The organism is Candidatus Brocadia sp., from assembly GCA_021646415.1.
GTDB lineage: Bacteria > Planctomycetota > Brocadiia > Brocadiales > Brocadiaceae > Brocadia.
The window spans coordinates 20,600-44,201 of the sequence record SOEU01000001.1; the positions used below are offsets into that span (position 1 = coordinate 20,600).

At 40.3% G+C, this 23,602-nt stretch carries 13 protein-coding genes and 2 pseudogenes; 7 read left to right on the forward strand and 8 right to left on the reverse strand.

Translation table 11 applies throughout. The annotated features are described in order from the left end of the window. Positions 1-2: 2 nt before the first annotated feature. Together E3K36_00095 and E3K36_00100 are read right to left on the reverse strand one after the other, a co-directional pair. Positions 3-2,234: a hypothetical protein gene (locus E3K36_00095; GenBank protein MCF6153662.1), complete on the reverse strand. Its 2,232-nt coding sequence runs from the start codon at positions 2,232-2,234 to the stop codon at positions 3-5. Further along, positions 2,231-3,034, reverse strand: coding sequence for a glycosyltransferase family 2 protein (locus tag E3K36_00100; protein ID MCF6153663.1), 804 nt, complete (start codon positions 3,032-3,034; stop codon positions 2,231-2,233). The genes E3K36_00095 and E3K36_00100 overlap by 4 nt, the downstream gene beginning before the upstream one ends. 695 nt (positions 3,035-3,729) lie before the next feature. Between E3K36_00100 and E3K36_00105 the strand changes: the two are divergent. The 7 genes and pseudogenes from E3K36_00105 (at position 3,730) to E3K36_00135 (ending at position 15,766) form a co-directional block, all read left to right on the forward strand. Continuing rightward, a pseudogene (locus E3K36_00105) lies at positions 3,730-6,823 on the forward strand (DEAD/DEAH box helicase). 156 nt (positions 6,824-6,979) lie between these two features. After that, complete coding sequence (locus E3K36_00110; GenBank protein MCF6153664.1) at positions 6,980-8,602, forward strand: hypothetical protein; 1,623 nt, start codon at positions 6,980-6,982, stop codon at positions 8,600-8,602. A 178-nt stretch (positions 8,603-8,780) separates the two neighbouring features. After that, positions 8,781-10,238, forward strand: coding sequence for a transcriptional regulator (locus tag E3K36_00115; protein ID MCF6153665.1), 1,458 nt, complete (start codon positions 8,781-8,783; stop codon positions 10,236-10,238). A gap of 13 nt (positions 10,239-10,251) precedes the next feature. Beyond that, on the forward strand, positions 10,252-12,063 hold the full coding sequence (locus tag E3K36_00120) for a site-specific DNA-methyltransferase (GenBank protein MCF6153666.1): 1,812 nt from the start codon (positions 10,252-10,254) through the stop codon (positions 12,061-12,063). After that, positions 12,060-12,517: pseudogene (locus tag E3K36_00125) on the forward strand (endonuclease domain-containing protein). Before E3K36_00120 ends, E3K36_00125 begins: the two are co-directional and overlap by 4 nt. A 95-nt stretch (positions 12,518-12,612) precedes the next feature. Beyond that, the gene (locus E3K36_00130; GenBank protein MCF6153667.1) at positions 12,613-12,945 is read left to right on the forward strand and encodes a nucleotidyltransferase domain-containing protein; all 333 of its coding nucleotides are present in this window, start codon (positions 12,613-12,615) and stop codon (positions 12,943-12,945) included. Between the two features lie 34 nt (positions 12,946-12,979). After that, positions 12,980-15,766, forward strand: a complete 2,787-nt coding sequence (locus E3K36_00135) for a type III restriction endonuclease subunit R (GenBank protein ID MCF6153668.1) — start codon at positions 12,980-12,982, stop codon at positions 15,764-15,766. A gap of 5 nt (positions 15,767-15,771) precedes the next feature. Here E3K36_00135 and E3K36_00140 read toward each other — a convergent pair whose 3' ends face one another. From E3K36_00140 to E3K36_00165, 6 genes are all read right to left on the reverse strand, one after another. Continuing rightward, the gene (locus E3K36_00140) at positions 15,772-16,911 is read right to left on the reverse strand and encodes a glycosyltransferase family 1 protein (protein MCF6153669.1); all 1,140 of its coding nucleotides are present in this window, start codon (positions 16,909-16,911) and stop codon (positions 15,772-15,774) included. A 20-nt stretch (positions 16,912-16,931) separates the two neighbouring features. Continuing rightward, positions 16,932-18,113 carry a glycosyltransferase family 9 protein gene (locus tag E3K36_00145; GenBank protein MCF6153670.1) on the reverse strand — a complete coding sequence of 394 codons (1,182 nt, stop codon included), beginning with the start codon at positions 18,111-18,113 and terminating at the stop codon, positions 16,932-16,934. 455 nt (positions 18,114-18,568) lie between these two features. Next, positions 18,569-19,756, reverse strand: coding sequence for a glycosyltransferase family 1 protein (locus E3K36_00150; GenBank protein MCF6153671.1), 1,188 nt, complete (start codon positions 19,754-19,756; stop codon positions 18,569-18,571). Next, positions 19,743-20,894 (reverse strand): radical SAM protein, encoded by a 1,152-nt coding sequence (locus E3K36_00155; protein ID MCF6153672.1) that lies wholly within the window; start codon positions 20,892-20,894, stop codon positions 19,743-19,745. The genes E3K36_00150 and E3K36_00155 overlap by 14 nt, the downstream gene beginning before the upstream one ends. Before the next feature lie 9 nt (positions 20,895-20,903). Next, positions 20,904-22,247, reverse strand: a complete 1,344-nt coding sequence (locus E3K36_00160) for an amine oxidase (protein MCF6153673.1) — start codon at positions 22,245-22,247, stop codon at positions 20,904-20,906. Continuing rightward, complete coding sequence (locus tag E3K36_00165) at positions 22,244-23,563, reverse strand: glycosyltransferase family 1 protein (protein MCF6153674.1); 1,320 nt, start codon at positions 23,561-23,563, stop codon at positions 22,244-22,246. Before E3K36_00165 ends, E3K36_00160 begins: the two co-directional genes overlap by 4 nt. Positions 23,564-23,602 lie beyond the last annotated feature (39 nt).

The following is a 23,602-nucleotide window of genomic DNA, read 5'->3' on the forward strand; positions in this document are numbered from 1 at the left end:
TTCTATTTTTTGCCGAGAATAATCAGACACACCGAATTGGGCTCCATACTTATGTTGAGTGTCGCTGTATCTTTTGTTACATTAACGGCTGTTGTCTCCTTCGATCCCTCCAGAGATATTTCTTTCCATTCGTTGATTTCGTCAATCTGCTCCCGGAGGTAATTTTGTCTAATTGTTTTCAATTTCCTAAACCCCAATGCTATATCTTTTTTTTGAAAACCTTTTTTTGTGAGCTGATCGAAAAGTTCTTTCAAATTCCCTTTGTTTTTAGCAGTTCGAATTTTTTCCCTGAGAATTTCTAAGTGTTTTGTGCTGTAACCTTTCGATAAAAGGAAATCTTCCAGGCTTTTTTGGGCATATTTATTGGCATCGGCATTTGCCTGCCACACAGCCTTATCGACCATTCCACCGATGCCGCACAGCGTGTCTGTGGAAGAAGGCTCGGTTTTTTTGTTCAGTTTGCAGGCATTACTATTATTGCTGTCAATGGTGTATACGATTGCCTGGGCAGATGGTGAAAACGAAAGGTTGGCGAAATCAATCTTCAGTGATTTATTGGAAGAGGTTCTTTTTAGCGTATCTGAAAGCTCAGAAGCAATTATCTTTGTTTGAGGGTATTTTGCATTTGATGAAACTTCACCAAGATATGTTAAAATCCTCTCCATGGATGGTTTTTTTTGTAAATGAGAATATATATTGGCAAGGAATTCAACTACTTCTATTTTTTGATCATCTTTTACCCGGGCAATAAACTGATCTTTACAGGAAAGCAAGGTGTCTTTTCTCTTACTCTTCTTTCCTTCCTGGATGCATTCCTTCAGCCAGTTGATTTCTTCAGGAGAAAATCCTGATTTTTCCAGGAGCAACTTCGTAACAGAGGAGCGTAATCTTGCTTGTCTTGGGGAGAAATTGCTTAAGAGTACATAAATGCCATCATCTTTCATTGTGGAGATTGCTACAATGTCATCCGCAGAAGATTCTACACGTAACAGCTCAGGGATCTTCTCACCGTCTGGTTTTGTAGCCATAGTTAAAGCCTTAAACGAGTTATACACCGGTTTGATTATGCCATGTTTGGTAAACAGTGGCCAATCACCGATAAATTCTGCATTCCGCCTCTCTTTCCGGCGGCTATTTTCATGCGCGTCAACCTGGATATCAAAATCATGTCCATGCCAGTCAACACCGCCCTCCCACATATGGAAAAGTGCGGTTATGGCTTCAGAAGCAGTTTCTTCCGTATCAAGATAATCGTCAGGATAAGGCCATCCGGCCCAATAAGCCCAATCAGAAATATAGATCCTGACATTATCAAGGTTCTTTTCCTTTAACCACTGGGAAACCGTTTTGCCGTCGCTTACAAGCTGGCGCGAATTGTGGGTGAAAGAATGCCAATTGATAAAATCCAGCGGGACATTATTTTTTGAGACATATTCGATGAAACTTTTGAGAAGAGGATCCCCTTTCGGGTTTTTCCAGCCGCCTTCCTTTTTTGCTAAGTCGCCGATGGCGGGGGTAATGCCTTCAAAATCAGCACCTTCCTTTTTAGCCATTAAACTCCAGGGGCCGAGGCCGCCAACCTTTATCTCGCTGCTCACGTTTTTTGCAGATCTTGCAGCGGCTTCATAATATTGAAAGAGGCTTTCCTCCGTTCCCATCCAGAGCCAGTTTGGTTCGTGACCTACAAAAAACCCCAGCTTTTTTACTCCAAGTTCGTTTCGTAAGAAACTGAGCGCAAAACCCACCACCTCCCCCCAGAGTTTGAAATCTCGCGGAGGTGATAATTGCTCGATTGTCCACCAGCTTTCATGGGTAAATGCCGGCCTTTTGTCTCCTTGTCTTAAGGAAAGCCAGGCAGGTATCGTGAAGGGATCGAAACCTACGATTAATTCTGCATCCGCCTCTTTTGCCTTTTGGACAACGAGATAGGGTATACCTGATGGGTGAAAGAACTCGTTCTTGAATTTCTGCTTATAATCCTCAAGGCTCTTGGTCTTCGGCAGGAAGAGGTCGAAGGTAAATTGTATCGCCTTTGGATGATTGTCTTTAAAGAAACGTTCTATATTATGCCGGTTGTTTGCCTTAACAATCCATATGCTGCTGCTGAAGAGGTCAGGAACCGGTCCCAATCCCTTTGCGGCATCCACTTTCATTTCTATCGTTTCTGAAAAAATATAGAATGGTTTTACTATCAGGACGATCAGAATGGTTAATAAAGATAAAAATATCTTCATTGTGTCCTCCTTTTCAAGAGATCATGGTGTTTTCTATAAAACTTTGTATACGATTTAAAATGAGAAAAGAGCAATTGAATGCCTATCTTACTCAGGGGTTTCTTTCGCGTTATTCCGCTGACATAATGTTTAATGGTATAAGAGGGATAGTAGATTACCTTGTAACCGGCTTTCTTTACCCTTGCACAATAATCAGCATCTTCGAAACCATAGAACATGTTTTCGTCCAGAAGACCTATACGGTTAAATATATCTCTTCTGATGAGCTGAAAGGCGCCAATAACGTAGTCAACTTCCATAGGCTTATCGGAGTCATGAAGCAATACATGATGTGCTTTCATGAGCCTGCTATTTCTTATGAAACCAAGAAACGCCAGTCTTCTCAACACGATATCCCGGATAAGGGGAAATGTCCTCGATGCAGGATACGGTTGATTATTAAATGTTATCTGTTGTACACCCAGCAAGGCAATCTGAGGGGATGCGTCCATGTATTTTATAATATCAATAAAGTTTTTTGAAACGAATTCTGTATCAGCATCGAGGAGGAGAACATAACGTCCTGCAGAACGCCTGATAGACTGGTTCCGAGCTGGTGCGACGCCTGCATTTCTGGCATTTTCTATCAACAGGACATCTGGAAACCCTTTTTTTATCATATCGGCAGTTCCATCCTGAGAGGCATTGTCAACTACGATAATCTCGAATTGTACATCCTTTATCTTCTTGTAAATTGAAATGAGACACTTTTTGAGAAAGTCTCTGTTATTATAGGTACAGATATTAATCGATAGATCCATAGATGCTGCATGAAAAATGAGCTAATATTGGCTTTACGCGAGATCAATTACCAAAACTCAAAGAACTCGTCAATTTCCTGAATAGACGAAAAAAATTCCTCAAGGTAAAGTCGACCATAGGTGAGGTATCAAATACTGGAACTCCCACAGGAGCAAAAGAAGTGAGAAAGTTCATGCGAAAGCGTTTTTGAGCAATGATCTGATTGGCTAAATGGCGGAACGGGATCATGCAAACGGAATCAAAAAAAGATACAACAATTTGTTGTATAAAGGAGATTAATATTTATAAACCATTAACATTATACCTCTTGCTATAAAATTCTCAAGATGTTTTAACCGGTGATTCTTCAGGAACTTATTTGTAGTACAACATTCTCCAATTCATCCGAATTAACAAATGGAACTTGTGCAATAGTTATATTGTCTTCTCCTTCCAGTTTAGCTGCAAGATGCCCCTTGCCTAATAGCCGCTCGGCACCTTTCTCTCCAAGTGCAATTTCAGAAGTTCCCTCGCTATCTACTTTGAGAATTAATCTGTTGCCTAGAATATTTTACCTTATATACCTGTCCATTTTTTGTGATACATTAGGCAACCGGGGAAAAGTACGTTGACAATATAAATACTTTTTCATAAAAGTCTTAGGCTTTAATTATTTTCTAAGATCATTAGACACATTTATGTATACTGCAAATTGATGCAAATAACACCTTATCACGCCAAATATTTTGCATATGAACTCACAAAACGCAGTTCGTCGGATAGCTTGCAAAAGCTGGCATCTTCTCTTTTAGATGCCCAGGTAGATTTAAATCCACATCAAGTAGAGGCAGCTTTGTTCGTCTTCCATTCCCCGCTTTCTAAGGGTGCTATACTGGCAGATGAAGTAGGGTTGGGAAAAACCATCGAGGCGGGTCTGGTTATCTCACAAAAATGGGCTGAAAGAAAAAGAAAAATATTGGTCATAGTACCTTCAAGCTTACGTAAACAATGGAATCAGGAATTACTGGATAAATTTTTCCTTTCGTCACTCATATTGGAAACATCTTCTTTTAATCAGGAAATTAAAAAAGGGAATTTGAATCCCTTTGAACAGCATGAAATAATCATTTGCTCATACCATTTTGCCAGGGCAAAAGATGCCTATATCAGAAACATCAACTGGGACTTGGTGGTTATTGATGAAGCCCACCGTCTGAGAAACGTTTACAAACCGCAAAACAAGATTGCTAATGCCGTCAAAAATGCCGTAGCTCACGCTCCAAAAATCCTCCTTACGGCAACACCGCTCCAAAATTCCCTCTTAGAACTTTACGGTCTGGTGAGTGTCATTGATGATTATACCTTTGGTGATTTAAAGAGTTTTAAGAGCCAGTTTTCCAGATTGGCCGATGAGAACGATTTTTACAGCCTGAAAGAACGATTGAAGCCTGTTTGTATAAGAACGCTACGCCGCCAGGTACTGGAATACGTTAAATACACGAATAGAATAGCAATAACACAGGAGTTTATTCCCTCTTTTGACGAACAAAAATTATATGATTTGGTTTCATTATATCTGCAAAGAGAAGACCTTTTTGCACTTCTTCCGGGTCAACGACAATTAATGACTCTGATTCTCAGAAAATTACTGGCATCATCTACCTTTGCAATATCGGGGACACTGGAAGCCCTGGCAAATAAGCTTGAAAATGTTGTGAAAAGGCAAAGACAATTAGACGAAGAGGTAGAAAAATCAATAGCACAGAATTTTGAAACCTTTGATGAATTAAAGGATGAGTGGCTGGAAGACGAAGAAGCACCACAACCACTTTCCACTGAGCAGGAGAAGCAATATTCTCCTGAGGAAATCAAGAATATAAAAAAAGAGGTTCATGATCTCAGGGAATTTGAGCGGCTTGCAAAGTCTATTACCCGAAATTCAAAAGGTGAAGTCCTGCTGACGGCGCTCCAAAAAGGCTTTGCGGAAACTGAGCGTCTGGGTGGTAACAAGAAGGCTATCATCTTCACAGAGTCAACAAGAACGCAGGAATACCTGAAAAACATTCTCGAAAATACAGAATTTAAGGGGAAGATCGTCCTATTCAACGGTTCTAGCAGCGATCCAAAATCACGTGAAATCTATTGGCAATGGCTGGAAAAGTATAAAGATACAGATACAATAACAGACTCAAAGACAGCGAATTTGCGTGCTGCAATAGTTGATTACTTTAAAGATGAAGCGGTAGTTATGATAGCAACCGAAGCAGCCGCCGAAGGTATCAACCTGCAATTTTGCTCTTTGGTGGTAAATTACGACCTGCCATGGAATCCACAGCGTATCGAACAGAGAATTGGGAGATGCCACCGCTATGGACAAAAGTTTGACGTGGTTGTGGTGAATTTTTTAAACAAAAAACAATGCAGCAGACCAAAGGGTTTACCAGCTATTGGATGAGAAATTCAGGCTCTTTAGTGGTGTCTTTGGCGCAAGCGATGAAGTGTTGGGAAGCATCGAGTCGGGGGTTGATTTTGAAAAGCGCATTGCACAGATTTACCAAAATTGCAGGGCTCCGGAAGAGATACAGTCCTCATTTGACCGGCTACAAAAGGAATTAGAGGAACACATTGAAGATCGCCTGAAAACTGCCAGACAAAAGCTCCTGGAAAATTTTGATGAGGAAGTGCATGAGAAATTAAAGGTAAGCCTGCGTGAAAGCAAAGAATACCTGACACGATACGAAAACTGGCTATGGCAGATTACCAAATACTATCTTGAACCTTATGCTGATTTTGTAGCAGATGAGTATTCTTTCACCCTGCGGGAAAATCCATTCACAGAAGAAAAGATACATCCAGGCCCTTATAGACTTGGAAGGAGCATCGACGATGTCAATATTTACAGGATCGGCCATCCTTTAGCACAGCGTATTATTGAACAATGCAAATCTTTTACGTGTGAAACAGCTCCAGATAGCCAAAACGGGCTTATTTTCAATTATTCAGATACACCCGCAAAAATTTCCATACTTGAGCCACTTGTTGGGAAATCCGGTTTTTTATCAGTAATCAACTTAACTATTCATTCGTTTGAAACCGAAGATCATATCTTATTATGTGGAATTACTGGTGAAGGTACAGAATTGGATATTGAGCAATGCAAAAGGCTATTTTCCCTACCTGCTACAATAAACTCTTTTCTGGAAAAGGAACCCACCCCTAACCCCTCCCCCCAGAAGGGGAATAAGATGGGAATATCTCAAGAAGGGGATGAACACACCCCTTGCCCCTCTCAAGAGGGGAATAAACACACCCCCAACACCCTCTCGAGAGGGGAGCATAAAAGTCCCCTCTTGGGAGGGGATTTAGGGGTGGGTAATACGGAAGGGGATTCAAGGGTGGGTTCCCATGTCAAAAATCTTATAAATCAAATAACCCAGAGGCAGCAAGCAGAAATCCTGCAGATGAATGCTGAACGTAATACAGGTTTCTTCGATACCGAGATGGAAAAATTAGACAGGTGGGCAGAAGATGTAAAAAGCAGTATGGAAATTGAATTGAAAGAATTAGATAAAGAGATAAAATACCGTAAAACAGAAGCGAAAAAAATCCTGAATCTTGAAGAAAAGGTGCAGGCACACCGGCAGATCAAAGAAATGGAAAAGAAACGGAATACCATGCGTTTGAATTTGTATCAGACACAGGATGACATAGATAAAAGGAAGGAAGGATTGATAGATGAGATAGCGGCACGCTTAAAACAAAAGGTTGAAAAATCAGAGTTATTTACAATTAGATGGAAACTTATTTAAAATGCCAATAATGCAAAACAATAAATGGTTAGAACTCACATGGATAGGCAAGGAGAATCAGATTGCCGTCAAAGTCGTTGATCACAGAGGAATGAGGTAATGGTGGTAAGGGAGATAGTGTAAATCAGTCACTCAAAGTTATATATTTTTAATACTATGGGTTGGATAGACGAATTAGAGATAAATGAAGCTTTAGATGAAATTATTAAAAATCAGCGAACGGGGAATGATTTTATCTTAGACCCCTTTAGATTCGAGGATTTTAAGAATGCAGAAATCAGGAAGCTTTTCATTGAAGAAATAAAGGCTGAATTGGGAACATATACTGCCAAGAAACTTCTCTTTATCGATTATCCAAAATCCAATTTTATTTTACGTCCATGTGCTCGACCAGTCTTAAAAGACCTCGTAATTTATCAAGCGATTGTCAAATTTATTGGCTCGAAAATATATCGTAAAATTCCAAATGACATAAGTTACAGTTTTAACAAATTTAAAGATAAATTTAAAAAGGACAAAAAAAGAGAGATTGACCATTGGCTTGCATTTGAAGAAAGAACTTTACAATTTAGCAAGCAATATGACTATTTGTTAACTTCGGACATTGCTTCATTTTTTGAACATATCTGTCATGACGTATTAAAGGAACGTCTCATATTGCTTAACACTTCTGATAATTATTCAAGTGCTGTAAATTTTCTTGTGAATAAGTTGCTCAGTAAATGGTCACAAACTGAGAATATCAAGAATTTCTCATTGCCTCAGGGACCCGATGCCTCAAGAATACTTGCAGATATATATCTTTATCCTGTTGATAAGAAAATGAAAAGTAATAGAAAGATCAATTATTACCGATATATGGATGACATTCGACTTTTTGCCAACACCAAGCATGACCTAAAGCTTGCTTTGATAGATTTAGTCAAAGAATTGAGAGAATTAAAATTGAACCTAAATGCCAAAAAAACAAAAATATATGAAACAAGAGACAGGGAATTATTAAAAAGTGTAATTGATTCTCAGAAAAACACCCTCAATTTGATTGATAAGGCATTCAAATCAAAACAAGAAGGCGAAATAAAGCTTGTATATGATAGTTTATTTGCACTCTATGAGATGGCCAACGAGAATAATGTCGCTTTTAGCGAAAGATATATGAACTTTTTCGTCTCTCATGCTGTTGACTTAATGAAATTTGAAATGATTAATAAATCTGACATAAGAAAGTTATACAATGAATTTATGTCTATGTTAGAAAATAAACCGCATATAACAAATAAGATTTGCTGGTTTTTTCAAGCTGCTGCTCAGTATGACAAGACTCTTAGAGAATTTATTTTAAAAAAATTAATTGAATTCTTGAAAGACAAAAAGAAGAATTTGTATGAATGGCAGGAGTTGATGGTGTTGGATACTGTTAGGCAATTACTCAAAAAAGGTGACTTAAATTTTATTAAGCAAATACGCAAATTAAAGCCAAAGCATTTTCTTGCTGAATGCCAGAAAAGATTGATATTAGGTAGAGAAGGAGAAAGTGACGACATAGAACAGATTATCAATGTTATGAAGACTTTATCCTTAAATGATGAACAAAAAAGAAATGCTGCTGTTGCAATACAGGGATTACACAAAAGCCATAAGGATAAGATATACGACGAATATATTGATAAGACGTACACAAAGAAATTTCTTAAGTCTTTAAATGGCAAATATTTTGGCTACGTTTATAAATTGCAAAAAGATTGGACTGAAGAGGCCGTGGATACTTATCCATTATAAATTGAAAATAGATGTTTTTGTAGTCAACATACGGCACCGAAAAGCTTTTTCGGATATAAGTCAAGGGAATGTAACTTTTTTAAATGCCATTTTTTACTTCATTAGAAAACGGAAAACTTTCAAAACATCTTAAATATCAATATGTTACTACTTCATTACTTGATTAGACGATGAACCAATGAAGAAATGGATAGCATCTACGAGGGAAACACTGGAAGCCTGTCTTGGGCCGGTGTCCCACGAGATTAACGAACTTGACTGGAAACAAAGTCTTTCACCCAAGAAAGAGCGTCTGGTACAACACCTTTCGGCTTTTGCCAACTATCCAGGCGGCGGGGTTCTTGTATTTGGCATTGACGCCCAAAACGCTATGCCAAAGAGTATTCAGCAAGACGAAGCTACGATTATAGTTGGACAGATTGCCAATCTTGGACGAGATGCTTTAGAACAGCCTGTTGCGATAGATCACGCCATTGTCGAGTTTCACAACGCATCCCTGCTGTTTGTACGTATAAAGGAGAGCAAGACAAAGCCTGCACATCTGCGGGGTAAGCCACTGGATCATTGCTATATCCGGTCTGGGGGGACTACGCGCCTTGCTTCACGACTGGAAGTCGGTTCGATGCTCCTCAATAGCCAAAATCCATTCTGGGAAGAACTACGAGCTACAACATTACTTCGTTCCGATGAGGTGATAACCAGACTGGATTCAGAAGGTATTCATCGACTGCTCCAGCGACCAGTTGTGCAAACAAATGAAGAATTACTGCGCTGGCTGGTGGATGAAAAATTCATTGAGCAGGATGGTGATGGATACCACATCACTAACTTTGGTGCAATTGCAGCCGCACATCAGCTTAAAGAATTCGAGGGTTTAGAACGAAAACGTATCCGCATTATACGCTATAAGGGATTCAACAAGGTTGAGACAATAGATGAGGTTGTCGGACACAAGGGTTACGCAATTGGTTTTGAAGAGCTAATAGCCTACCTTAGGCGTATTCTTCCCCACAGCGAAGTCATTGAAAAGGCTTTGCGCAGAGAAGTTATCGTATATCCGGAAATTGCCCTGCGTGAACTCATCGCCAATGCCCTCATTCATCAGGATTTCAACATTTCAGGTACCGGCCCCATGATTGAAATTTTCGATAATAGGATTGAATTCATTAATCCTGGTGCTCTCCCTCCGTCAAAGAAGTTAGACCGCCTGATTGGCACCACTCCTGAGTCACGAAATGAAAAACTCGCCTCAGCATTCAGGCGATACAGGATTTGCGAGGAACGAGGAACCGGCTTCATGAAGGTAGTAACCGCCGTCGAGTTATATGGACTTCCTCCGGTCGCGTTCGAAGAGGGAGAAAATTATTTCAAGGTTACATTATTTGCGCCACGAAAGTTTTCAGAGATGTCTCAGATGGAACGGATCGAGGCATGTTATCAACATGCGGTGCTTAAATATCTCAGCAGTAGCGCCATGACCAATACTTCGTTACGTGAGCGGCTCAAGATGCACGAAAAACAACGCACTCAGGTTTCTAACCTGATACGGGATGCAATAGACGCAGGACGTATTAAGCGCAAAGATCCGACATCGACATCTGTTAAGTTCGCTGAATACATTCCGTATTGGGTATAAGACCGGAGCAAATATGGTCAATAACCGTCAAAAACTTGAACTCACATGGATAGGCAAGGATAACCAGCCGAAGCTGGAACCGCGCATATTGATTGAAGACCCTGAAAAGTCTTATGGACACACCCCCAACCCCCTCTCGAGAGGGGAGTATAAAAGTCCCCTCTTGGGAGGGTCACCCACCCCTCAGTCCCCTCCAGGGAGGGGAGAAGGGGTGGGTAACATGCTTATCTATGGCGACAATCTCCTTGCCCTGAAGGCGCTTGAACAGGACTTTGCCGGAAAAATAAAATGTATCTATATTGATCCGCCATATAATACAGGCAATGCCTTTGAGCATTATGATGATGGACTTGAGCATTCTATCTGGCTGAGTCTGATGAAGCCGAGGATGGAGATATTGCACAGACTGTTGCGTGACGACGGATCACTCTGGATTTCTATTGATGACGATGAATGCCATTATTTGAAGGTACTCTGTGACGAGATTTTTGGAAGAAAGAATTTTGTAAATAATGTTATCTGGGAAAAGAAGTTTTCTCCGCAAAATGACGCAAAATGGCTTTCTGATAGTCACGACCATATCTTGGTCTATGCCAGAAACAAAGATTTGTGGAGACCGAATCTGTTGCCAAGAACAGCAGAAATGGATTCCCGATATAAGAATCCTGATAGTGATCCAAGAGGACTGTGGACATCGTCAGATTTATCTGTTAAGACGTACACTCCAAATACTGATTATCCAATAACCCTTCCTTCTGGAAGAGTAGTAAATCCAACTGAGTCGCGATGTTGGGCTGTATCAAAAGAAAAATTTCGAGAATTGGTTGAAGACAATCGAATTTGGTTTGGAGAATCAGGAAATAATATGCCAAGGTTAAAAAGATTTCTATCCGAAGTTCAAGAAGGCACAGTATCCAAAACCATTTGGTTTAGAACCGAGGTTGGTGATAATCAGGAGGCGAAGAAAGAAATCAAGGCATTTCATAGCGAGGATGTTTTTACTACTCCCAAGCCAGAACGTTTAATCCAACGCATTCTCACTTTAGCCACCAATGAAGGAGACCTTGTTCTTGACTCCTTCCTTGGTTCCGGTACTACCGCTGCAGTTGCTCACAAAATGAACCGAAGGTGGATTGGCATTGAGCTTGGCGAGCATTGTCATACGCACTGCCTGCCACGGTTGAGAAAGGTTGTTGACGGCACGGATCAGGGCGGCATATCCAAAGCTGTGAATTGGCAGGGCGGCGGTGGTTTTAAGTATTACTACTTAGCCCCAAGTCTGCTGAAAAAGGATAAACATGATAACTGGATTATCGATGAACGTTATAATGCCGATATGCTTGCCGCAGCTATGGCAAAACACGAAGGTTTTAGATACTGCCCGGATGAGCATATTTACTGGAAACAGGGACGTTCCACTGAAAAGGATTATATTTTTATCACTACGCAGTTTGTCACGGTACAGTTTTTGGATAAGATTCACGAAGAAATGAAACCGGACGAGAGTCTTCTGATTTGTTGTAAATCTTTCCAGGAAGCTTGCGAAAATCGTTACGCTACTATTACCATTAAAAAAATTCCCAGGATGTTGCTCGGCAGGTGTGAATTTGGGAAAGAAGATTATAGCTTGAATATAGTCAATTTGCCCGAACCCACCCCTGACCCCTCCCAGGAGGGGACTTTCGGTATTCCCCTCCTGGGAGGGGATTCAGGGGTGGGTAATCACGGCGGGGATGCAGAGGTGGGTATGTCAGGCAAAAGAAAAAAGTCAATAAAAAATACTAACTCCAAAAGCCCATATAAACAAAGAAAATTATTCCAGTGAAACGAAAAGTTATTTTACCATATAATCCAAAGTTAAAAGAAGTTGCACGGCGTTTGAGAAAAGCGGCACTTTATCCGAGGTACTTTTGTGGAGATATTTAAAAGGGAAGCAAGTACTGGGATATGACTTTGATCGTCAAAAACCAATTGATAATTATATTGTAGATTTTTTCTGTAATGAATTGATGTTAGCAATCGAGATTGACGGTATCAGTCATGAAAACAAGAGTGAAGAAGATAAAATAAGGCAATCAAAATTGGAATCTCTCGGAGTAAGGTTTCTGAGGTTTTATGATTCAGACGTTAAGAAGAATATGCAAGGTGTTTTGTGGGCTATCGAAAATTGGATTCGAAAACATAAAGACGGACCCACCCCTGGCCCCTCCCAGGAGGGGAATATGAAGAGAGATGGCTTACCAGGAGGGAGTATGAAGAGAGATAAAGTAATTCCGTAACGGTGATTGCTCTGACATTATTCTTGTCAAGCAATTTCTCATAACCCTATTTTTCACATAGTTCTTAAAACAAAAATAAATAAGGAATTATACGTATGAAGCTTTCTATAAAAGAACGAGAGATCGTTGAAAGATTTAGACAAGTAATAAACGACAAATTTCCTGGTGAAATTATTGATGTAATGGTATTTGGCTCTAAAGCCAAGGGAGATGCTACAAAAGAATCGGATATCGATGTTTTGGTCATTACTTCATCAAATAATTGGGAAAAAGGTGATGAAATCAGAGAGATTGGTTATGGACTGGATAGTGAAATAGATTATAAGCTATCAATTCAGGTTATTTCTAAGGGACATTTTGATTATCTCAGACAAAACAATTTTCAGTTTGTTAAAAATATAGAAAATGAAAGTATTACGGTATCTTAAGCAAAAGGGTATTGATATTTAAAAGTTATAATCTTTGAAAAATGAGAAAATGAACCGCATTGCCATTGCAATTAAAAATCGCTTGAGCCTTCGCCCACCGCAAGCAGATAGTCTGAATATACTGGCAGAGCTTACAGACAAGTTAACGTTAAAGAAACACACCCCCAACCCCCTCTCGAGAGGGGAGCTTAAAAGTCCCCTCTTGGGAGGGGATTTAGGGGTGGGTAATACGGGAGGGGATTCAGGGGTGGGTTTTTTCCTTCAACAAGAACTTGAAAAGGTAAAAACCAGTTACCCTACCTGCACCGATTTTGAAAGAAACTTTCCTTCTCTCTGTTTTGCTTTGGCTACGGGTGTTGGAAAGACACGGTTAATGGGGGCATTTGTGGCTTATCTGTATCTGTCAAAAGGTATAAAAAACTTTTTTATTTTGGCTCCTAATATTACCATTTATAACAAACTCATTGAAGATTTCTCCAATCCCACCAGCCCAAAATATGTATTTCAGGGGATTGGTGAGTTTGTTCACAGACAACCACGGATTGTTACCGGGGATAATTACAATGCCATTGCCCAAACTTCCTTTTTTGAGTCAGACGCACATATTAACGTATTTAATATTTCCAAGATAAATGCCGAAACAAAGGGCGGAAAACTTCCGCGCATTAAAAGGCTTTCGGAGTATTTAGGCGTTTCTTATTTTAATTACCTTTCAAACCTCGATGATCTTGTCCTGTTGATGGATGAGTCACATCATTATAGAGCAGATAGGGGAATGCAGGTTATTAATGAACTAAACCCAATTTTGGGTTTAGAACTTACAGCGACTCCACAAGTAGAACGAAGTGGAGGGGCTATTAAGTTTAAAAATGTCGTGTTTGAATATTCATTAGCTAAGGCTATTCAGGACGGTTTTGTGAAGGAACCGGCAGTGGCTACCCGCAAAGACTTTGACCCTTCCAAATATTCTAGTGATGAACTGGACAGGATAAAACTGGAAGACGGCATTCGTATCCACGAAGACACGAAAGTGGCTTTGGATATATATGCGCGGGATAATAGAGTAAAACCGGTAAAGCCTTTTGTGCTGGTTGTCGCCCAGGATACAACCCATGCCGGCAAATTAAAGCATTTGATCATTTCAAAGGCATTCTTTGAAGGTAATTATGCCGATAAGGTAATGGAAATCCACTCCAGCCAGACGGGTACGGAAAAAGAAGAAAATGTTGCACAGTTGATTTCTTTGGAAAGGCCAGAAAATAATATAGAAATTGTCATCCATGTTAATATGCTGAAAGAAGGTTGGGACGTAACTAATCTTTATACAATTATCCCCTTAAGAACGGCTACGTCTATGACCTTAAGAGAACAGACTATTGGCAGGGGCTTACGCTTGCCGTATGGGAAAAGAACGGGAAATGACAAGGTGGACAAATTAACTATTGTTGCCCACGATAAATTTCAGGAAATAATTGACGCAGCCAATCAACCCGATTCCATTATTAAAAGACAAAATATAATCGAAATTGACCCACAGGAAATTTCCGGGCAAAAAGAGGTAATTACCTCTGCTTCAAACATTGAACAGCAATTTGAGGAAGAACAAAAAAGGATTGAACGTATTGCCGAACCTGAACAAAGGCAAAAGGCACAGATTAATTTTGAACTCAGAAAGACGATCCTTTCGACACTTCCGGAACTCAACAATGCGGTGGCGAACGTCAATGAATTGACAAAGTCTGAAATCAAGCAAATAGCAGTAGAAAAAATAAAACAAATGATTTGCAGTACCCTTCAGAAAAGTTTATTTGCCGCAGAAATGATAAAGGAAGTTGAAGAAGCGTATGAAGCGGTGGTACTTGATTTTGTACAGAACATTATCGAAATTCCAAGGATTACTATTCAGCAAAGTAATGAAGTACGGTCGGGCTTTAAGGATTTTGACCTTGATACGAAAAATCTGAATTACCAACCGGTATCGGAAGAAATTTTGGTAAAAAAGCTTCGTGAACAGGAAAACAGTGTTGATATTATAAGCGGGAAGGGCAGAGGTATACATGACAGTCCGGAAAATATCATTGTTAACGAACTCATGAATTATCCGGAAATAGACTATGACGGACAGTCTGATTTGTTATTCAAAGTAGCTGATCAGGCAATTGAAAAATTCAGGACGTACCTTGATGATGATAAATTGATGAATGTCGTTCTCTATAATAAGAGAGAAATTGCGGGATATATTCATTCGCAATTAATGCAACATTTTTACCTTGAAGCACCAAGCTATGAAAAACCCATGGTAAGGCCTTTTACAAAAATCGAAGAACATAATCTTTCAAAATACACGAAAGACAGTATTCATCATTTTACAGAGACAATCACACCGACCAATGCCATTCCCAATAAGGTATTTAGTGGTTTCAGGAAGGCATGCCACAATTTGTATAAATTTGATTCCAAGACAGAAAAAGATTTTGCGGTCATTTTAGAGCAGGACAAGGCAGTTCTTAAGTGGCTAAGACCCGCATCGAGTCAATTCCACATATACTGGAAGCACAATTCAAGGCAATACAATTCTGATTTTGTAGTGGAAATGAAAGATGCTATTTATATGGTGGAAACCAAAAAAGAAGGTGATATTGGAACCACAGATGTTCAGGAAAAAGCCCAGGCAGCCGTAGAATATTGCAAGTATGCTACTGATTTTACCATTCAAAATAGAGGGAAACCCTGGAAATATATTTTAATACCGCATAATGCAGTTATGGTAAATATGGGCTTTGAGAACTTGGTAAGGAGTTATGAATATCAAAGTGAATAATTTCTTTACTTTAGGGATAATTTTTTGTATATTTCCAACGTTTTCCGGGCAGTATTCTCCCACGAAAAATCCTTAATCCGTTCTAAAGATTTCGTGATTAAGCTGTTTCTCAACTCCTCGTCCAGCAGCACCTTGTTTATTGCGTCCCGGAGAGCAGTAACATCGTGCGGATTGACAAGTACGGCTGCATCCCCCGCAACCTCTGATATTACGGGAATATCAGAGGCAATGATCGGTATTCCATGCCCCATCGCCTCCAGGACAGGCAAGCCGAATCCTTCAATAAGAGACGGAAAAACAAACACCTTCGCTTTTTTATAAAGATATTTTAAATCGCAGTCCTGAACGTATCCCAGGAAAAAAACCTTTTCCTCTAATTTACAATCATGAACAGCTGACTTTACATCTTCATAAGCATTTCCTTTATTGCCAGCAATCACAATTGCATAATTCCTTTGTAAGGAATCGTCAAGGAGGGAAAACGCCCTTACAATAGATTCAACCTGCTTTGTTTTTTCGATAACACCTACATAGAGTATATAATTCCCGGGTATATGATACTTTTTGAAAATATATTCACCATCGTTATCATCATTATCTACGGATAAATTCCCTGAAAAACCTTCCAGGGTTACACCAATGGATTCAGGGGTATAGTCCAATAGATCAAGAATTGCCTTTCTCGTGGTATCCGATACGGTTATTATGAAATTGGCTTTCTTTACACTGAGGAGCACGAAAAGTCGTTTTGCATAACTTTTGAGTCTCCCATATTTTTCCGACTGAATAAATTCCGCAAGGTCGTGGATTGTTACCACTATGGGACAGTGCCGTTTTAAAATCGGTATGGGGTTTGTATAATGAAGCACGTTGAGGTTATACGTTTTTACCACTTTGGGGAATATCAGTGCCTGCCAGAATGCCTTTAACAGGGTGCCTTTTGGCGGAGACATTTGTATAAACTGAAAGTTGGGTGCTGTGAGTGGCTTTACAAATCTTTGCCAGTGTGCATAGAAGATGAAGTACTGATTTGTAGTATCCATTTGGGAGAATTGATAGAGTATCTCTGTGATATACCTGTCTGTGCCTCTTAAGGTTTCGTTCGAGGTTATCATATTGATACCGATGTTTATTCTATTCTTCAATGTTGATCCTGCTAACCATACTAACCGGGTATTTTTGTGAAAATTGTTGACAATACCTTCTTTACCGCATTGAATACTTCGTCTACAGAAATTTCACTTAAGCACGGGAAATCCTTACAGTCCGGCGTATAGTCGTGCTGGTGTACATAACAAGGTGAACACGCCAGATTTTTTCTTATCACAATACAGCCTTCCTGTGGGCCAATAACCTGCTCCGGTGAAGTTGAGCCGAAGATGGCCACAGAAGGTATTTTTAAAGCCAGTGCAATGTGCAGCGGACCTGAGTCGTTACCTAAAAACAGGCTGGAAACCTTGATAATAGCGACCATCTGTGCAAGGGTAGTCCTGCCCATTACACTGATAATATCAGGGCTTTCAACTTCTTTGAGGATTCTTTTGCCTGTTTCAATATCTCCCCTATTTCCGATTATGATAATTTTTAATTGTAGTTCTTTTATCAGTCTCTGAATAAGAGATATATATTTTTCAAGTGGCCAACACCGGTATCCCGCTTTCCACGATGCTCCCGGGTGGACAGTAATTACAGGGGATGGGATTTCCCGGGTAAGTTGTTTTATCAGAAGCTTTGCTTCATGAATATCCTTTTCAGGTATGCTGAGGTCTATTTCTTCCTTTGTTACCTGTAATCCGGCATTTCGTAAAATGTCCAGGTTTTGCTTTACTATCGGAATGTCTTCTCTGAGTTCAATCGTTATGGTATTTAATGAACCTGCTCTGCCTTTCTGAAAACCAATCCGGTGAGGTACCCCTGTGAGAAAATTCATCAGGACTTCTTCTCTCATGCCTTCTCCCCTGTCAGGGGCATAGACAAGGCCGAAATGCCTTTTTCTTAAAGAAAAAATAAGCGGGAACTTTCTGAAAAATCCCTTGTGCCTGCTTTTAAGGTCGTAATCAATTACCTCGGATATGATGTCATTTTTAGAAAAGAGTGACAAAATCTCTTTTGCCTCCGGAGATGCCAGAACAGAAATAGAGGCGGCAGGGAAATTGTTTTTCAGGCATTCTATGGCCGGGAATACCCGTATAAGGTCTCCTATGCCACCGCCTTCGGCAACGAGTATCTTTCTTATCTGTGAATGAGCTATGGGCTTATTGTTATTGCCGGGGCAAGGTGCAAATTTTTCAAAAATGGAGAAAAAAATGTTTTTTAGGCTCGCCTTTAGACTTAAAGCACTGCTCATGTGGTCTATGGTATTCCTTTATAAAAACCTCGTTTTTCGATAATTTTTTTACAACCCCCTTCACCCCCCTTTTTTAAGGGGGATTTAGGTATGGCTATGCAGCGTTAAAGCTGCCTTTTGTTAGGTTGTTTTTAAATGCGTTGATAATAATCTTTGCTGGTTCAATCGTCCTCGATTGAACCGGAATAGTTGGCATTTTTCGTTGCTGATAGCATTTCGGCGATTATAGCACGGTGCAAAATAGATGGTTCAATCTACAAGATTGAACCAGCCATGAAGGGGGTATTGCAATACGCCCCTATGGCTATTATCCTTCGACATTCATTGTTCTTTGTTCGATGTTGGAATCATCATAAATCGTAGGGACACGGAGCACCGTGTCCCTACGATCCTTGTATGTGTTATGTCTTGAACAGGGATTGGTTACTTCTCTGTGGCGTTAAGGCTATCTTTTGTTAGGTTGTGTTTTCAAGAGCGCTGATAATAATCTCAGAAGCCTTTTCTAATCTACCTTCCCATGTCCATCCTTGTGATGCCTGAATATATTTTCGTACCATTTCTTCTTTTTTGCCATCCTCTAAGGCGGCTTCAATATTCTGGATAAATTCTCCGGAAGTCCTTGATAAACGAATGATTTCCTGATAATCTTCCAGCTCAGGAATCCATGAGGAAACTACCGGTTTACCGGAAGCCAGATACTCGAATGCCTTGGTTGGCTGGCATGCCTTTAAAAAATCCTCTCCCTGGTAAGGAATCAGGCACACATCAAAACCTTTGATATAAGAAGGTAAAAGATCTTGTGACCTGGTTCCCACAAAGAGAATATTTTTTTGCTGTGTAATGTAAGCAGGGGGGTTCTCGACGCATGGTCCAACGAAGACAAAATTCCAGTTCGACTTAGCAACAGCGGCCTCCCGTATCCATTCCCAATTCATCTTGGAGTTGACCATGCCACCAACAAAACCGATAACCGGACTGGGAATATCTTCCAGTTTTGGTGCAATCTTACAGGCAGGGGATTGGGCTTGCTGAAAAAGTTCACTATCAACACCGGAAGGAAGATAATGGGTATTGGGATTCTGTCCTTTTCGGATTTGATAGAGATATTTGGACGTGGTAAAGACGACATCTGCCCTTTTTGCCAGTCTCTCCTCCATATCTGACAATCGGTTCCTCTTATTAAAGTGATAACAAAAGAAAAAACCCACGTCATCATTGCAATCATAACAAACCAATTTTTCACCAAACTCTCCCCTGGGGTTGATGGCATAGGGATGATAGATCCATACGATTGGGTCTGTAAAACCCAGGCGCCTGGCCGTTTTTGCAATTGCGGATGTGATGAGTGACTGATTTAGGCTATCGGCATTTTTGTAGTGTCCATACTGTAATAACAGCGGGGGTGGATAATAAACATACATGTTGTCATTTATTTGGTGCACTCCGCGCAACCACAGAAATGTTTTTTTCAGGCGGTCTTTCCACAGTGAAGGGCGGATGATCAGGTTGCTATATGCCACGGGAGGGTCTACAAACAAGACCCTGTTGTGCCTTGCCAGCCTGGTCATCATCTGGTGCATTACGAGGGGGATCGAATCCCACACCAGCCACGAGATGCAGATAATGTTTTCATCGTTGATCATGTGAATCCCTTTTTAGAAATTTTTTGTAAAACCTTTTCCATAAAGGAAGTGTACCACTGTGCACCATGCAGCATTTTTGACAGAGAGGAGGAAGGTTCTTGCGAAGGAGCCTTCGTATATTCATAGCACGCCTGTTGTTCCAAATTTTACGAAAGGGTATTTCTCTTACATTGCCCATTTTGTATTCTGTAAACATGGCACATGGTACGACATCACCCAATGGAGTGATCATAGCAGACAGCCATGGGATATTACATCGAAGGACAGAGAATTTCCCTTTCAATAAATGATCTTTGTTTCCGCTGAGCAGTGCCGGGTCTAAATCACACTTGATTTCTGAGCCCCCCCTTTTCTTTATATTTTCTATGACAGACTCCAATTGGTCAATGTGCTCTTTCTGGAGCAAATACTCAGGGCTAATATCTGAAAAGGTATGAAAACCAATAATTTTTTCTCCCATTACCTGATTCGTACGTTCTACCGTATTATGATCTACAATCGAAAGATAATTGAAATTTATCCTTCGAACGGTAAGAGATTTTGCAAGATCTGTTATCGCGGGTAAGAAAAAAAAATTCTTTGAAGAAATTGTAGTGTTTATAAAGACCTCGGGAAAATCAGTATTGTACTCCTTCTGCCTTTGTTTGATTAAACGTATTCCTTCAATGGCATGATCAAATGCTCCCTCAAACCCTCTAATCTCATCATGGAGTTCCTTATTAGCGCTATCGATTGAAATGCCAATGGAATCTATTCCGGAGGTGACTATTTGTTTAGCCAAATCAGAGTTGATTAAATATCCATTTGAAATCGTAGAACAGTACAGCCCCTTCGATTTACAATATTTAACAATGTCTAAAAAATCTTTCCTTAAAAATGGTTCTCCTCCGCAAAAGTATATGGATTTAACCCCTATAGTATAAAGTTCCTCAATAAGTCCTTCTATTTCGGATTTTGACAGGATAGTGTTGTCCTCTATTCGTGAAGTTTTAAAATCTTTAGTCCACATCCTGCACATCACGCATCGGAAGATACAGCTATAGTTAACCTCTATGGTGACCGATTCCGGAGGTGAAGCGTATCCCAGTCCTAAATTGTACGGAAGGTTTCTTTTTATTTTCCTAATTAACTTTCCCATAGACAAAAGTCAGATTTTATAAAGAGTTTCTTCTTTGTTGGATACTATTCTGTTTACAACTTCCATCCCTTGCATTACCGAATGATCCATGTTGCCAACCTCATATTTCCATCCCCCAAACCGTCCCCGGGAATAAATGTTCTGTTCTGAAAGATATGATTGAATATGTTTTATTATATGGTCTCTTCCGAGGAAAGGGACTGGAAAAGAATATGGTATATCAACGAGAAAGGTTGAAACGATCAGAGACCGGTCCTCCTCTTTTAAGAGTTTTGAGTTGATCAATCCCTGAATGGTTTTTTCTATGATGGTTTCTTTTGACACGGTCTTAAACCTTGAGTAAGAGGTCTCAGCCAGAAAAGAAAAAAACTCCCCTGTTGGCGTCACATTGGGTGAATAATTGGAGAGATAGGTGACTCTGTAAAAAGGTGAATTATTTTCGGGAAAATACATCCAGTTTTTATTGCTGGGGCAGGGTTTCCTGATGCCAATGCCTACCATGTAGCCTCCACTCCAGAGGAATTCCTCCGCAGACCTTCCTAACCATTCGGGTTTGTCTTCTATTTTGTCCAGGAGCTCAGTGAGAGGTATTGTGGAGATTAATACGTCGTAAGAAGCCTTTTCTCCATCTTCAAAAATAACTTCTTTTCTGTCAGTGGCGATTTGTACGGCATTTTTGCTCAAATAAAGGTGATCTCTGGTATACGGTAAAAACTTATTGAACAAACCACCAGTGCCCCCGAAGAGTGGATACCGGAATGTATTATTAGGCCCCCATTCACTGTCATCTCTCAGAGAGATAATATTTTTCAGAACCTTCTTGATATCGATAATACTCACTCTTTCGGCTATCCAATTATAATCCATCGAGTTTAAAGGACATGCCCATACCTTATGATTATAGGGAATCATAAAGTGTCTGGCAATGCCTTCTCCAAAGAAATGGTAAATCCATTCCTCGAAGTTTTTGTAAGAGCCTTTTCTCTGAAGGACATCAAAAAGTCCCGAAACGCATTCAAACACAAGTTCCTTATCCGGGTGCATATGAAAATTATTTTGAAAAGGATACTTGATAAAATTGTCCTTAAGCCATATCCAGCTCTCTCTCTTGAAAGTGAGTACATCATTGTGTAATAAATCATCTACTAACCGATTAAACCGGTCGATGTTTGAAAAGAGTATATGCCCTCCGATGTCCCAGGTAAAACCCTGTTTATCTCTAAAACTGGCAGAAAGGCCGCCGACATAGTTGTTTTTTTCATAGATAGTCCAGTTTTTATAGCCGGTTTCATGGAGTCTGTATGCAGCCCCAAGGCCGGTAGGCCCGGCTCCTAAAATGACAATTTTTTTCATATTCTTCTCAGGATATTTATTTCCGCAGATTTACGATAAATATCTTCCATTTTGTGTGTAATGATGTCCCACGTATAATGATCAAGCATCTTCCTTTTTCCCCATTGTCCCATACGGTTACTGAGTTCCCGGTCCTGGAGCAGAAGTAATACCTTTTCCGCTATCTCTTCAGGGTCCGGATTTACCAGAAATCCTCCCTCTCCGTTATTGGTAAGTTCTATTAAAGGAGGTATCCTTGCCCCGATAACCGGTTTTTCAAACATCCATGCCTCAAGAAACGTCCCCCCCAGGCTTTCCTCCATTGACGGCATGCAGAAGACGTCGCATGCCTTTAATAAGGCGGTTTTTTGGCTTTCTGATACAAAACCCAGGACTTTGATTCTCCGGTCGTTATACCGGTTGAATATCTCTTCTGAGTTACCCTCTTTTGGTCCGGCAAAGAAGAAATACGTGTCAGGCAGTTTCTTCCACACGAGGCGGGCCGCCATTAAAAGCTCTTCTATTCCTTTATATTCCACGTTGCGTCCAAGAAATAGTACCATCTTTTTATTTTTAAGATCATACTTTTGCTGAAAGTCTGATGTGGAATCATTGGCAACTAATGGCCCTACACCGACTTTATGTACTTTTTCGGCAGATATGCCATGCTGGACAAAAAAATTCTTTTCAAAATCGGTCATGGCAATAAGAACATCTGCTGCGAAGGATACTTTGTACCAGAAATAATCTGTCCAGCCTCTCGGGCTGAGATAAAGTTGCGGGTTGTACAGAAATGGCTTATTGCCGGCTCTGCTTTCTTTCATTTCTTTAAGCCAGTCTTTGTGATACAGGTGAAGTACGGGGGTATAAACAAAGGGTATCCCAAGCCTTCTTGCAGCCTTAAATGCTGCGTAGCCAAAGTAGGAGACGCCTCCGTGAATGCAGTGCAAAATATCAGAACCCGTTATCAGCCCGATTAATTTCTTCATATAAAAATTTGACAGCATTTCCATTGCCAACCTGATAATCATGTCAGGCAGTTTTGGGCTTTGTATTCTGACGAGAGGCAAGTTCATGGATTTTTCTATCAGACTTAATGGCAATCTGGTTACCTTTGCCTTGTTATCATGGTATTCCGTTGCATGTGCGGAAGCATTCCGTATACATGCCACCCAGAGTTCGTGAGAAAGCTTATCCTCCTGGTTATCAATTAAGGTTATGACCCGTATGTCATGCCTCTCGGATAGCCTCCTGACAAGTTCGTGGGTATGCAGTTCACACCCGCCTACTGCCGGCCAGTATACCGGTAACACATACGTAATTTTTAAAGGGGCCATATTGTCCAGGAAATTTTACTATTCGGGGGTGGCACGGAC